The following is a 14,849-nucleotide window of genomic DNA, read 5'->3' as shown; positions in this document are numbered from 1 at the left end:
TAAATAAAGTGCAAAACTTTTAGGTTTCTTAATTATCTCCCACTAACACTACGGTGGTTTTAATTTTTAAAACTTTTCCTCAAGATTATGAAACAATTTAAAAATCATTACTCGCTCACCTGTACGCGAACTTATATCCGTATGAAAACTTTTCACTTTTTCTCCAGTTAATTCTAGTATGATCTCTTTCAAATCGTCAATTCCAGATTCAACTAGCTCCGAACGATTTTTCTTTATCGTTAGCATACCGTCTTTCGTTTCGCAAACAGTATATTCAGCCGGTGTTAAAATACCTTGTAAATTTACGATAATCATATCTCGTAATATATCTGTCTTAACGGATATAGATCCACGTCCTAGGTAGTCCTTCTCCCAGTGCGTAATTGCTTTGCTTATCTCTGATTCAATAGAGCCTTTTGAGTTTTTCATCTATGTATCCTCCTTCAATAAAATGTAATTACATTTATAATTACAATAACAATATAATAATCTTGATTGATTCTATTTTCAATTACTAAGATGACATTCTTGAACATTTTTTATTTTGAACCTCTCCATAATGAGACGATTTGAATAACTATTTTTTTCATCTCAATTATTTTCCACTTTGCTTCTTCTAGTTAAACGAAAAATTGGCATCTTTTATAATAATGAAATTCATTTTTATTATTTTTGAATAACTTGTTCTGTTGGGTTGATAGGCATAAAATATCATCATATCGTTATCTAGCTAAACTTATGAAAAGTCAATTTTAAGTGCGATTTTTTTCTAATGGTTATATATAGGGAATGTAAAGATTCATACATATTTAATCCGCTTGCCGCAGAAAAAAATGTATATGTCATTGCGAAGAGATATGTACTAACTAAAAAAGTGTTGGGGCATGTGGAAATGAGGAAGGATATGGAATAAGAACGAACACGCTGATGATTTTATAAAAAACTTACTTAACAATTCATGTTTCCGTTTAGTAAAGATTTGCTTATTCAGTTAATAGACATGGGGGGATTTCAAAAAGGGAGTGCAGTACAGGTCAGCATACAAGCATTCCCTTCCAATCATAATGTAAAGTTATTTGATAGAACGATTTACATACTAGTTTCTCTTTTGACATGTTGGTTCATGATTCTACCTTTTTGTATATATATATGCCACCAACCAATTAGAACTGAGATTAATGAAATCCCACAAGCCATAATTAAAATAATTTCTCCACTTAATTTGAGTAAAAGAAATCCAGCTAAAATTACACCTAATGGCTGAGCCATTGTTACTCCTGAAGCAATAAATCCCATAGTACTTCCAAGATGTTGATTCGGTATTATTTGTTGAAGTTCGGTTTGATATATTATTGATACAGGAGCGGCGAATAAACTAAATAGACCAAATAATACAATGCTTATTATGATTGAGTTTGTCATAAGACCGCCTATTGCACCAAATATTGTTGAGAAAACATAGAGAACCATTGCTATGTTAAAATTTATTCTTTTTACTTTATATGTCATTGCCGCACCTAGTAAAGTTCCAATTCCCATTACTGTAAAACAAATTCCTAATGCAGCAGAACCGTTGAATTTCAATCCAGAAAAAAGATTTGGCAACAAAACATCCATAATCATAACAAATGCCATGTTGGTAAATATTGAAGATGCAATAGCACTAAATATCCACCGCTGGTGATTTAATATTTTTATAGTAGATTTGAACGCATTAATTACCCCTCTAGAATTTGATGGTGATTCCGTTAATTTAACAGTAAGGAACAGAAAAATATAACAAGCTAATGATATAATGGCCATAAAAATTGCGACGGCCATAGCTAAAGAGAATCCTCCTATCAAAAGGAAAACACCCGCTAAACTTGTTCCTATAATAGCAATACTTTGTGTGACAATACTAATAATACTATTAATAGATTTTAGTTTTTCTGGTTGAGCCAAGGACGGAATTAATGTCCTTTCAAGAGGCGTTAATATAGCGGAAGAGATGCCCATTAAAATTACAATTACAGCATAAATCCAATATCCCATTCCTTCTGTTGAAAGATTAAGAAGACCCGCAATTAATAAAAAACAATGTGAAATTATATTACAAATACTTGCTGAAATTCCAAGAGGAATTTTTTTCATTCTATCAACTGCTATACCACTTAACATCGTAAATAAAATTCCTGGAACATAACGAAATGCCATAAGAGACCCATATATTAGTGGTGATTGAGTTATATTAGTAAAATACCATGCCATGGCTAAAAAGACTAAACTGCTTTGAAATGATTGAACTCCCATTGCAATGATAATAGAATTTATTTGTTTGTTCATTGTTTTTGTACTAAAGAGAGTTCATTTTTAATCGCCTTACTCACCATCATCTCTTCCATGAATTGCCAACCAAACCATTGGTAGGGAGTATTTTGAATAAGCTGTTCGATCCAAGAAAAAAGAGGTAAGAGAATGCTCCCTGTTTCAGTATAATTAAGAGTAGGACCAAGATGTAATTCATATTTTTCATTATATGTCATTGCTATAGGAATTACTTTACTTTTACATAAACGACCTATATGTTCAACTCCCATTGGAACATATACTTTTTCTCCCAACAATTTTAATTCAAAGAAAGTTTTATCTTCTGATGAAGAAATTTCAGGATATATTATAGGGTAATTTCCATTGTTATAGCCACGAATAAGTTTTCTTAAAATCCATATGTCTGGAATTTTCATAAATTCCACCTGAACATTTGGTAAAATATTATTAATGCTACTATTAACACTTTCTGCATCTATGTACCCTGATGCTAGTATATGTGATTCTGGTTTAATAAAATGTCCGAGAATATGAGGTACTAACATATGTAGTCCAAAATGCGGGATTACAAATATACATGGTTCTTTAATAATTTCTGAAAGATTAGGAGGAATAGATATAAAAGATTTATTTATCCCCTGTTGTTTCAGCATTCGTAAGAACCATGCCCAATGCATTGGACGATATGCTAGGAATTCTTTGTATTTTAATATCATTTGTTCATTTTCATTAACAAATGTCGAATAAGTTTTAGGCGTATTCCAATCTTCTGGTTTTGAACATAGATGCAAAAAGTCCTCTTTATTTAATGTTAAAAGTTCTTCTATATTGTTACTTAATTCTGGAAAACTTAGATCTTTGATTTTCCCCATATTTCATCCCTCACTTTATAACATTCTGGCATAGCGTCGTATTTGTTTAATAAAACTCTTTGAGCATAGCATCTACAAGTTTGCATTGTACAATCTCCATGGAATTTACAACCTATGCAAGCAGTTAATTCATCTAACTCCCAGCCTCCACGATAAAAATCCCATTTTCGACTATTCCATGCAGAAAGAACACCACCTTCATCTTTTACATTAGCAATAATTTGTGATGTATCACCTATGGATTCTGTACAAGGATAAATATCTCCATTTGCTCCAATTGCTAATAAGTACATTCCTTGCGGCCCAACATTGGGTGGTAATTCGAAATCATTATCTTTATTTTTAGGGCCTGGATAATAATAAGTCTGAAATTCAATTTTAGTAGAAGGATATTCTTTTGTTATTTGTATTACTTGTTTATGAAAATAATCTAATTCAGACAAAGTAAATTGAAAATAATCAGGGTTTAAACTAGCCCTTCCAGATACAGATGCTGGGTGAAAACTTATTCCATTTGCCCCATTTTCTATACAAGCTTCTACAACTTTTCTAACTCCATCAGATTTTACACAATCCGGAACTAATACTGATTCAACAATTACATAAAATTTATCTTGTGCAAATCGCTTTAAAGTATCCATAACGCGTTTATATGAACCTTTTCCACGCATTTGATCATGATAAAATTCATCACCATCTAAGGAGAGGTGTATTTGTAGCCCTCTTTGTTTTTTTTCTTTTACTTTTAATAAAGTTTGATAAACTTTATCACTTACTCTATGACCATTAGTGAAAAATTCAAAAAAACATCTTAAGGTACCTGCATGTTCTAAAATTGTACATATATCTTTTCGGGTTGTTGTTTCTCCTCCTGAAAAAGCGAGCTCTATAACGCCTAAATTGTCTAATTCAGAAAACAATTGAATTACCTCATCAGTATTAAGTTCATCAGAAATATCTACAAATGGAGATGATTCTCTTAAACAATGTTTGCATGCAAGATTGCATCTCATAGTACTAGTTATATTAACCTTTGTAGGAAATGTCATTGGTGTATATTTAAAAGAAGCGGGTGGTGATATTTTTAAGTTTGAAAGTGGCTTAGTAACATTTTCTTTTTTACTGGTTTTTAAAATTGTATTTCCTAAAATCATTTCATTGATAAACTGATTGAATTCCTCCCGTTGAGGTAATTCATTTAGTTCCATAGCGCGCTTATGATAGAACTCCCAGGCGTCCTCTATAGTTCGTGATTTCGAAAGGTATACTAATAATTCAAAGGCTGCTGCTGAAAGGAATTCTGAATGTCTAGTTTTAGCATTATAAAAAAAAACGAGCTTCTGAATTTATATAGTGATGCTCATCACGTAATATAACATCCTTAGAAAGGATTATGTACATTATTCTTTCCTCCTTACAGAATATATTTTTAATTATTTTTTAAATCCACTGGGAACTAAGTAGCCCCAGTGGATTTAAAAGTTATTATGTCTAATAATGTTTAAATTTACTATTTTTGTGGTGACGGTGGTTTTTGACAGCCACAGTTGTTAAAAGCCGGTTGTGTTCCATGAATTACACTTGTGTTCTTTTTCACACTTTTCACCCCCTTCAAATTATTACCAATAAAATAACATTTTTTATAAAAAATGTAAACTAGTAAACATAAACAAAAAATTAAAAATTCTGATTAATTAAACCGAAAACATATATTCGAATTTTTAAAATAACATTTATTGGATAATATGTTAAGATTAAAAAACATATAAATTATCGCTAAATATAAGTCTGAAAATTCTGTTTTTATTTTATAGCGCCCTATAATTTAATAATTCCTTACGACAGCACGAAATACTTTTCGTCTATAGAACCAATACACTCTACACTAACCAAGTTTCTTGTAATTGTTAATAGACTTGTTTTATCCTCATTTCAAGGAGGAAATAACTAAGTAGTTTCTAGTTTTATAGTACGAAGCGTATTTTTAACATTAAAGAAACAAAAATAAAAACCCCCAGTTTCTCTAAATTAAAATTGAGAAACTGGGGGTTTTTATTTAAAACAAGTAACTAATTAATAATCCTGCTGATAATAAGAAGCCGAAAATTGTATTTGTCATCGCTGTTGATTTCATTGCGATGCGCATATACCCGGGATCCTTTGCCCCTTTTTGGAAACTTTGAATGGCAGAGATTGGTTTTCTCAAACCTAGGAACATAACTAATGCCCAAGGGCTTATATAACCCATTAATACAATTACCGCAATCCATAAATAAGCAACGAAAAAGGCTACAGCTAGTGTTACTACAGCTTTTTCTCTCCCAAGGTGGATTACTAATGTCTTTCTTCCACCTTTAATATCTTCTTCGATATCTCGGATGTTATTCGACATGTTGATTGCACCGACTAAAATTCCAATTGGAATGGAAATCAATACACTTTCAATCGTTATCGTATTCGTTTGAATAAAGAAAGCAATGAGTACAAAACATGTCCCCATTAACAAGCCAGAAACTAATTCTCCAAACGGAGTGTACGCAATTGGTAATGGACCGCCTGTATATAAATAGCCAACCGCCATCCCGATTAAACCGATGACGACTAACCACCAGCTACTATTCATACAAATATAAATTCCAATAAGTGCTGCTACTACATACAATAAAAGTGCAACTGTTAACACATTTTTTGGTTTCAATCCATGACGGACAATTCCGCCACCAATTCCAACAGACTCAGCTGTATCTAATCCACGTTTGAAATCATAGTACTCATTAAATAAGTTCGTTGCTATTTGCAATGCTAAACATGCAACCATCATCGCAATAAATAAAAGCCAATGAATTTCGGCAACATAAAGTGATGCCACTGTCCCTAAAATTACAGGAGAAAACGTCGCCGTTAATGTATGCGGGCGCGTCATCTTCCATATTAATTTAGCGGAACTAATTTCTTTTTCTGTCCCCATAACTCTGTTCAATCTCCCAACATTTTAAGTATAAATTACTAGCAGTATCTTTCTATCTATTTTCTGCCACGCATCCATTATATCAAAAAAAGAATTGGCGATAGAACTTTCATGCTCTTGCTTACACCATAAATTTGCATCAAAATATATTTTTTTCTAATACTGTATTTACTTTTTCGTTGAACAACCCCTATCTCTCTAGCTAATTGTTCTAAAGCATGCGGTGACATATATCGTTGTAATTCTTTAGAAAACAATTCTAGTTCATCTAAAATCGATAAATTCATACAAAAACGTTATTCTTTCTGTATATTTCTACAAAAAGAATAACGTTTTCTTTGAATTATGGATATAAATTTATCTTAGGTTGATAGTGATGTGGCGGTACCCCAATTATATTTCAACCTCTGTTTCAGATAAATTCAATGCTTTTCCGCCTACCTTTACCTCAATAATTTCTTTCCCTTGAGTGGTTAACGCTATAACTATTTCCGAAGGTTTTTTCATAGAGTAACCTTGCTCAACAGATATATTAATAACATGTTCAGGTTTGATTTTACCATATTTATATAGATAACATGAAAGGGCACCATTGGATGTACCAGTTGCAGATTCTTCGGGAACTCCATATAAAGGTGCCAAATTTCTACAGTGAGCATTTGAACCCTTTAGTGATTCAAGGGTAAAAATATGATAACCAATGGTATTATATTTACTGCTGATATTTGTTACTTTTTCAAAATCTGGCTTTATAGAATTTAATATATCTAAGTTTTTAATCGGTACAAGTATATCCCTAAGGCCAGTAGATACAATTTGCACTGATAGATCCCCCAACATTTCATCTATAGTAATATTTAAGGAATCTGCAATTTCCTCCTTGTCTATTATTTCATAATAGCTTGGAGCATTTTGCTCCATCATAATTGATAGGTCTTCCATTACTTCTACACTTAAAATTCCAGCCTTTGTTTCTTGAGAATATTTTCCTGGTTTAATATATCCTTGGCTTGAAAGTATATAGAACGCTGCTATCGTTGCATGGCCACAAAGATCAACCTCTTCATTAGGTGTAAAGAATCTAACCTTGAAGTCAGCAAGGTCTGACTTCATGACAAAAGCAGTCTCACTAAAACCGATGATACCTGCTATTTTTTTCATTTCCTCATCTGATAGATAATCAGCGCTAAGTACCACTCCGGCAGGGTTCCCTCCCTCAATGGATTTTGCAAATGAATTTAATGTATAAACTTTTACCTTCATAATATGATCCCTCCAAATTGTATATCGATTTTATATTTGCACGATTGTCCCAACATTCATTTCTTCTGCTTTTGATACAATATAATTTGAAACTGCAAGATCCTGCAATGCTATGCCAGTACTATCAAAAATCGTAATTTCTTCATCACTTGTACGTCCTTTCGCATTTCCAAGTATGAATTGTCCGATTTCAGTCAAATTGTTTTTGCCTAATATACCAGCCCTTATAGCACTTTGTGTTTCTCCGACTGTCGATGCTTGTGTAATATCATCTACATATACAGAAGCTACCTCAAAGATCTTTTCATCTATTTCCTGTTTTCCAGTCATGTCTGCCCCCACACAGCTGAAATGTATGCCTGGCTTAATCCACTCCTTAAAAATCAGTGGTTTTCGAGAAGGCGTTATCGTAATTACTGCATCGGTTTCTTCCAAAGCTTTCACTGGATTTTCTACAGCTACAAACTGAACTGACTCAATTCTTTGTTTCCAGCTCTTATTATAAGTATCGTTGATATCATTTATAATTTTTTCTAGTTCCGTCTTTATTGAATACTGGAATTTTGATGCATTTTCATATTTTATGGGGTCATATATATATACCTTGGTTATTGTCTGAACTTGAGATAGAGTGGCTGCTATTTGAAAAATCGCCTGAACTCCTGTCCCAACAATCATTAGTGTTTTTGAATCTTGTTTTGACAGGTGTTTCACGCCTATTGAACCTGCTGCTCCAGTACGCATTCCTATCAAATAACTTGCGTTGATCATTGCCTTAGGAAATCCATTCTTCAAATCAAATAACATAGTCATCCCTGTTATAGCTGGAAGTCCTTGATTTTTATTATCACCAAACCATGAAACGAGTTTTAATCCAAACACATCTTCTTCATTAAGCATCCCTGATTTAATATCCATTTCTGCCCTATCCTCAAAAATCACCTCAGATACCATGGAGAATAGTCTCGCTTGATTGTTGGCTTTAAGCGCATAGGCTTTTTCTACACATGCTACTGTATTCTTGATATCAAGAATGTTCTTAACATCATTATCACTTAGAATTCTTATTGGTACCATAGTTATCATTCTCCTTTAAAATTTTAATATCTGTTAATGTAATTGTATTTGAACAACAACAAAAAGTCTCCAACCATCCTTGGTTGTTATTTAACCAACCAAATGATATGGTAAAAGTACTATGATTTTGGAGGAATTTCATGTTAGATATCAACTGGAGACCTGATAGAAATAATCCTACTCGATTGAATATACAGATTGTTAACTTCATAAAGGACAAAATAGCAACTGGAGAATGGCCGGTTGGTTTCAAATTGCCAAGTCAGCGGACACTTTCTGAAATTTTCAGTGTAAACAGAAGTACCGTAGTATCTGCCCTTGAAGAGCTGGCAGCTGAAGGCCTTATTAACGGTAACGCTGGTGGAGGTACAAGAGTAATAAACAATACATGGACATTAATGTCCATTAATCATTCACATAATTGGCTTCCCTATATTTCTTCGGGATTACATCAAACAAATCAAAAGATAATGCAGCAGATCAATCAGGCTGAATTCCAACCTGATATCATCCGAATGGGGTCCTGCGAACCTTCCCCCGAATTAATACCTAACAAAATGATTCAGGGAGTACTAAAAAAACTCTCTAATTCTATGGGATCGCTGGGTTATGAAGAACCAAAAGGAAATATCCATCTAAGAAGAGAAGTATGCACATACCTTAAAACAATAGGAATAGAAGCTGATCCATCCTCAGTTTTGATTACCTCTGGTGTTTTGCAGGCACTGCAGCTTATTTCCCTTGGCCTTTTGCAAACGAACTCAGTAGTATATGTTGAAAAGCCATCCTACCTATACTCTCTTAGAACCTTTCAATCCCTCGGAATGCAGCTTTCGGGAATTAAGCTGGATGAAGAAGGTATAGAAATAAAAGAATTGATTGATCGACATAGGCGGAGAAAAGGAGCAATGCTTTTTACAATACCTACTTTTCAAAATCCTACCGGAAGCGTCATGTCACTTGAAAGAAGAAAAACGCTTGTTGATGCGTGTGATAGGGAACGTTTGCCCATTATCGAGGATGATGTATATAGGGAGCTTTGGTTTGATGAAAAACCTCCACAGCCAATAAAGGCATTTGATAACAATGGACTTGTATTATATATTGGTGGGATATCGAAGAATTTAAGTCCTGGTCTTAGGATTGGATGGATTGTTGGATCAGAAAAAGTCATTGAAAGATTGGCAGATATAAAAATGCAAACTGATTATGGAACCAGCTCACTCTCCCAGAATGTAATCACAGAACTATTTTCTAGTGGTCTTTATTATCAGCATAACGATATAATGAGGAAAAATGTTAAGCTCCGAAGAGATGTTGCTCTTGGAGCATTAAAGAAATATTTTACCAGTATCGGTACATGGAATATTCCTAAGGGCGGATATTTCATCTGGCTTAAGTTAAATGAAGGTATATCCATGTACCAGCTTTTTACTAAAGCCTTAAGTCGGAAAATACTTGTTCACCCTGGAGATTTGTATGAGTTTCACTCTGATCAATATTTAAGAATTTCTTATTCTTATGCATCCTTAAATGAAATTGACTACGGAATTAAAACTCTTTCAGAATTGGTAGCAGAACAAATTTTTTAAGTTTTATATAGAGATTTAAATATTGCAGATAATTATAAAAATGACTATTGAATAACCACTGTATGAGATTCGAAAGCATCATCAACTCCTCTAGTTCCTGAAGTTTTGAATCATTAATCTAGTTAATTTTCTAAAAAAACAATTGTCTTACAACTCAAATAACCTATGCCCAGAACCCGAACTTTAACACAAATATCCATAGTTCTGCGTATTTGTTCGGCCCCCATGCCCATCAAGCTAATATTTTATAGTACCCCGGAACAGAATTTTGTGCTAACTTGTAACAAAAATCTCATTTTTTCGTTTTGGGGTAATTCTGAATTCTTAAGTTGATGGGCATGGGGGGTACCCCTAATACCCCATAAGAAAAAGAAGAGGTTGAATCCTTTAACGTACAGGGCGTTCCATATATCATTGTAAAAGATCATGAAAATAACATTCAAAAATTAATTCTTGGATTCAGCACTCAATCATTAGAAGAGGCTATTTTATAATAATCATCCCATAAAAAAGAAACGAACAAAAATGTTCGTTTCTTTTTTATGGTGTTTAATGCTCAAGAAAACTTATAACCGCATAAATATATAGAACGACTAGAGCAAAGGCACATATTCCCATAATTATAATCGCTAGTGCGCTTTTCTCTTGTCTAAACCCTATAATTCCAAGAATAAATGCACTCAACATTGTTACCTTAAGCATTGTAGAAAGGTTGGGAATTGAATATCCACTCAACCAGGTAGAGAAACTTACAATTACAGAAAAGGAGAACAAAGTTAGAACAATAGATAATATATTAATGTGCTTCCCATACTTCAATTGCATTTCGCTAGCCTCTTTTCTTTTCATTAGTGAATAATAGGTAGGTGACTATATTTTTATTTTATTCTAAATTTTCTTTAAAATCCATAACCAAAAGAAGAGGTTGTCCCAAAAGTCGCTAAATAGTTACTTTTAGGCAACCTCTTTTCTTTATTTTTTACTTTCCTCTAGTTTAGAGATACTAGTTTCTTTTTCAGGTAACGTATCAAGAAAATCCGTTGCTCAAATTCGAACAACGGACCTCCTTTATATGAACCAATTTAAAACATCCTCAGCAATCTCTTCTGGTCTATCCCAATGCATTAAGTGCCCTGTATCTCTATACAGCTTAGTCGTAATATCAATACGCTTCTTCAATTCCGCAATCTGCAATTCTCTTATTTTTAAATAATTATCCGGAAGATCACAATACAATAATAAAATATCATTTTTAATTTTATTAGATTTCAACGTTTTATACACCGTATATTGAAACTTAATTACACTTCTAGCGGTATCGCCAGTAGCATGCCATTTCACTTTATTATCTTCTTCTCTCATTAAATCATAAACCGCATGTTCTATTAATGGTGACCACCTGCTGTAAACCATTTTTTCTGATTGGATGAATGCTTCTTTACTGTCAAAAATATATTCATCAAAATCTTTCTCGTAATGGGTGATTTCTTCTTCTAATGACCGCTTATCATTTAAGTTAATGATTAGACTACATCTTCACGCCTATGAAATTAATATAGTTTAATAGTTGTAATATACGTTTATCATATGTGTGATGTTTCAAAGTTCTATCCAGTCCATTTCTTGCTATTTGTTTTCTTTCTTGTACATGTTCCAAATAATACTCTGCTTTTTGTATAAACTCTGGTGCACTATAAAAAGTTTCTATTTCAACACCTGGTATGTAATGTTTTGCTACATCTGGTCGTATATCAGTTAATTGAAAAGAGCCTACAGCATTAATTTCAAACGTTCTATTATTTACTGAATATGCTTGGATATTTGCTGCATTACAATTCAATTCCTGATCATTTGGTGAACGGTGTAAATTTATATTAATTTTAGTAGCTACGTAATATTGCAATGCATCCTCATACTTCGCAAGTGGCAAGAGTTGTATTTTATCCTTTAATCTTTCATAATTATTTAACTTCTCCCAACCGAACCCCACAATTTTTATATTTTTTTCTGCTAAATACTCTGAAATAGAATCAACAAAGGTAAGTCTATTTTCAAATGCTGTACCTATAAAACTAAGATCATATTTATATGTATCTTCTTCCTGAGAAGGTTTAAACACATCTTGATTTGCTGCTAACGGAAGATGAAATACATTCTTACATCCTAATCCTCTATAAAACTTGATACAATTTAAATCTTGCGTAAATATGTAATCATAGTACGGCACAAGATGTTGTGTTACATCCGTATAATACGGATCATCTGTCAGCCAAAGTCCAGTAGTAAAACCTGCACTCTTTAGTACTGGCATGACACTAATAATTCCCTCGTTTAAACCACCAAGTACCAAAATAAAATCCGGTTTCATTTTTAATGCGGTTTCTATCGCTCGTTCTGGGTTCACCATAATTGTATTACTGTTTACCTTTTGTAAACTATTCAAAATTGCTTCTTCGATCATTGGATAATAAAAAGGAATGCCTGATTGAATAAATAAAATTTTCTTAGGCGTATTGTCTTTCATGTCATCTCCCCTATTTCTACATAATCAAAGTACACAAAAATTAGCAGTCTTTATTCATTTTATGACATCTTCCTTTACATGTATAAGCAACGTTTATGTCCATTATGTTGAACTCCTCTCATTTTAGAAGCTGTCACGAAGGGAATAAAATTAGGTTATATTCAGCCAAATTATTAAACATAGAAAATGAATACATAAAAGAAAGAGCCGGCTCGTATGAGTTAGCTCTTTCTCTTTTACAATATCTAATACACTCTACAGCAAAAAAAACTATGATTACAGTCAAATCACTTCCAAACGACACCTCGCCGCTCATATTCCATTCTATATTCAACAGCAGCTGCAATTTTTGGACTTGCAAATCTTTCCGTGATCCAAAGTCCTAAATCAAGTCCTGAAGTAACTCCTCTTGCAGTAATAACATTCCCTTGATCCACAATTCTGTATGGAAGAGGCTCTGCCCCATATGTACGAATTTCACTCTGCGCCAAATGATGCATTGTTGCCTTTTTATCATTCAATATACCAGATGCAGCTAATAACATACCTCCAGTACAAACTCCAGCAACAATCGTTCCTTCGTTGTGCATCTCTCTAATTATTTTAGTTAAAGTGCCAAGCTCAGCTTGCTTTCGTGCCCCGTGCTCAGCTTTATGATTCCAGCCACCACCAGGCACAATTAACAAATCTGGACGATTATCCATCCTTAAAAAATCATGTAGTTTAACCGTAACTCCAAATGAAGTAGTAACTTCTTGTTTTGGTTCACTTGAAACGAATTCAACTGTAAATGGAGCCCCTTCTTCTATCGCTCTGTTTAATACTTCAAAAGGTGCAAAGGAGACGAGCTCTCCGAAGCCGTCAAATAATACAATTTGTATTTTCATTTTTAGAACACCTCCTATTTTTTCTTATTTGAATCCCAAATTAGGAGAATATATGTTATGTACAAATTAACAATGAAGATAGCCTTTCTCCCCTCACTCTATAAACTTCCAAATGTTCTTCTAATTCCCTTTCATCACTTATTACACTTAGCGTTTTCTTCACAAAATTCCAATTCAAGCTACCGGATAGCCACAGTAACGAAGAAAGTCTTTTGTAATCATTTGATGTTACAATATTATGAGCCTTATACCCTTCTAAAAATGCACTAGCGACACTTGAACATACTTCATGCGAATGTATTCCTTCTGTTCGAGAATACCATTTTATTAAAAAGGACAATCCTTCAATACGGTCTACATAACTAATAGATTCAAAATCTACAATTCCTTTTACCTGTTCACTTGAGTCCCATAAAACATTCAAAGGATTCAAATCTGTTTGTACGATAAATTCTAATTCACTCGTATATGCGCACTCTATATGATATTTAGCGAGATCTATATACTCTCGTAATCCTCCACATGTGCTTGCCTTACTTTCTAGCATATGAATAAACTGGGCATACCCATCCAAGTGAGATTTCTTTTGAAAAATCGAGCTTTGAAATGCGTAAGAAATATCATGAATCTTTCTTGCTGCCTTTCCGAAGGCTTTTGCGATATTTTCTGTACAATGTGTAATATGTTCTCCCTCAATCCAATTAGACAATACAAATCTGTATTGTTCATCATCCCACGCGACAAGTGTAAATGGCTCTCCTGCCCTATTCTTGTTTATCTGCATAAAAGGAATTTCATGTTCGCGTACATAATACGTAAACCGTACTTGCTCCATCAGTTGTTCGTTTGATAACGACCCAAAAGCTGGATTGATTGTTCGCTTGCTATTCATAAACCGTGCGGAATACCGCTTTCCATTCACCATAATTTTATAGTGTAGATCGGTATTCCAACTATCCTTATGTAATTCTTCCTCCACTGCTAGTGAATGAATTTCTTCAAAATAACTCATTACTGCATTTCTTATTATGTGTTTCATCCGATTCTCCCTTTATGTAAAAAATTCATTTTTGTACTTCCGAATAAAAACTTTTTAAAGTGAGGATTTTTTAAGTTACACCTAATTTATTCAAATAAAAATCATACTCTACTGTGTAATAATAATAAGGTTATGTAATTTTGTCGCCAAAATTACAATAGCCTTCTATCTATGTAGATGAAAGAAGGCTGCTAAAATTTTTTTAAAATCTAATTATTTCATAGTGAATGTATTTTTGATTAAATAATACATTTGTTTAATACAAGTACTAAATAAGAAAAATTAACCGTCATAATGAAATTAATAGATTGAGGATT

General features: G+C 33.1%; 12 protein-coding genes and 1 pseudogene. 1 reads left to right on the top strand and 12 read right to left on the bottom strand.

Going from position 1 to position 14,849, the window contains the following annotated elements; all coding sequences use genetic code 11:
- Positions 1-66: 66 nt before the first annotated feature.
- From ACUN28_RS14005 to ACUN28_RS13975, 7 genes are all read right to left on the bottom strand, one after another.
- Positions 67-429: a DUF2294 domain-containing protein gene (locus ACUN28_RS14005; RefSeq protein WP_000798158.1), complete on the bottom strand. Its 363-nt coding sequence runs from the start codon at positions 427-429 to the stop codon at positions 67-69.
- Between the two features lie 660 nt (positions 430-1,089).
- Entirely contained in the window at positions 1,090-2,325 is a 1,236-nt protein-coding gene (locus ACUN28_RS14000; RefSeq protein ID WP_016087261.1) for an MFS transporter, read from the bottom strand.
- A complete protein-coding gene (locus tag ACUN28_RS13995) occupies positions 2,322-3,182 on the bottom strand; it encodes an LpxL/LpxP family acyltransferase (RefSeq protein ID WP_016087260.1) in 861 nt (286 codons plus the stop codon). The genes ACUN28_RS14000 and ACUN28_RS13995 overlap by 4 nt, the downstream gene beginning before the upstream one ends.
- Positions 3,161-4,390 (bottom strand): radical SAM protein, encoded by a 1,230-nt coding sequence (locus ACUN28_RS13990; protein WP_016087259.1) that lies wholly within the window; start codon positions 4,388-4,390, stop codon positions 3,161-3,163. The genes ACUN28_RS13995 and ACUN28_RS13990 overlap by 22 nt, the downstream gene beginning before the upstream one ends.
- Positions 4,391-5,238: 848 nt before the next feature.
- On the bottom strand, positions 5,239-6,150 hold the full coding sequence (menA, locus tag ACUN28_RS13985; RefSeq protein WP_016087258.1) for a 1,4-dihydroxy-2-naphthoate polyprenyltransferase: 912 nt from the start codon (positions 6,148-6,150) through the stop codon (positions 5,239-5,241).
- Between the two features lie 393 nt (positions 6,151-6,543).
- Positions 6,544-7,413, bottom strand: coding sequence for a PhzF family phenazine biosynthesis protein (locus tag ACUN28_RS13980; protein ID WP_016087257.1), 870 nt, complete (start codon positions 7,411-7,413; stop codon positions 6,544-6,546).
- 30 nt (positions 7,414-7,443) lie between these two features.
- Positions 7,444-8,490 (bottom strand): ornithine cyclodeaminase family protein, encoded by a 1,047-nt coding sequence (locus ACUN28_RS13975; protein ID WP_016087256.1) that lies wholly within the window; start codon positions 8,488-8,490, stop codon positions 7,444-7,446.
- 140 nt (positions 8,491-8,630) lie between these two features.
- Between ACUN28_RS13975 and ACUN28_RS13970 the strand changes: the two genes are divergently transcribed.
- The gene (locus tag ACUN28_RS13970; protein ID WP_016087255.1) at positions 8,631-10,082 is read left to right on the top strand and encodes an aminotransferase-like domain-containing protein; all 1,452 of its coding nucleotides are present in this window, start codon (positions 8,631-8,633) and stop codon (positions 10,080-10,082) included.
- 549 nt (positions 10,083-10,631) lie between these two features.
- On the opposite strand, the gene ACUN28_RS13965 is transcribed toward ACUN28_RS13970, so the two are convergent.
- The 5 genes and pseudogenes from ACUN28_RS13965 to ACUN28_RS13945 form a co-directional block, all read right to left on the bottom strand.
- Positions 10,632-10,907 carry a hypothetical protein gene (locus ACUN28_RS13965; protein ID WP_016087254.1) on the bottom strand — a complete coding sequence of 92 codons (276 nt, stop codon included), beginning with the start codon at positions 10,905-10,907 and terminating at the stop codon, positions 10,632-10,634.
- Between the two features lie 243 nt (positions 10,908-11,150).
- A pseudogene (locus ACUN28_RS13960) lies at positions 11,151-11,585 on the bottom strand (alpha/beta fold hydrolase); the annotation flags it as partial.
- A 25-nt stretch (positions 11,586-11,610) separates the two neighbouring features.
- A complete protein-coding gene (locus ACUN28_RS13955; protein ID WP_016087252.1) occupies positions 11,611-12,606 on the bottom strand; it encodes a CgeB family protein in 996 nt (331 codons plus the stop codon).
- Between the two features lie 287 nt (positions 12,607-12,893).
- Complete coding sequence (locus ACUN28_RS13950) at positions 12,894-13,493, bottom strand: DJ-1/PfpI family protein (protein WP_016087251.1); 600 nt, start codon at positions 13,491-13,493, stop codon at positions 12,894-12,896.
- 55 nt (positions 13,494-13,548) lie between these two features.
- Positions 13,549-14,532 carry a phosphotransferase gene (locus ACUN28_RS13945; protein ID WP_016136769.1) on the bottom strand — a complete coding sequence of 328 codons (984 nt, stop codon included), beginning with the start codon at positions 14,530-14,532 and terminating at the stop codon, positions 13,549-13,551.
- Between the last annotated feature and the right edge of the window lie 317 nt (positions 14,533-14,849).

The sequence above is a fragment of the Bacillus sp. WC2507 genome (genome assembly GCF_052656125.1).
Note: the sequence above shows the minus strand (reverse complement) of the source record. Positions and strands in the feature narration are given on the sequence as shown.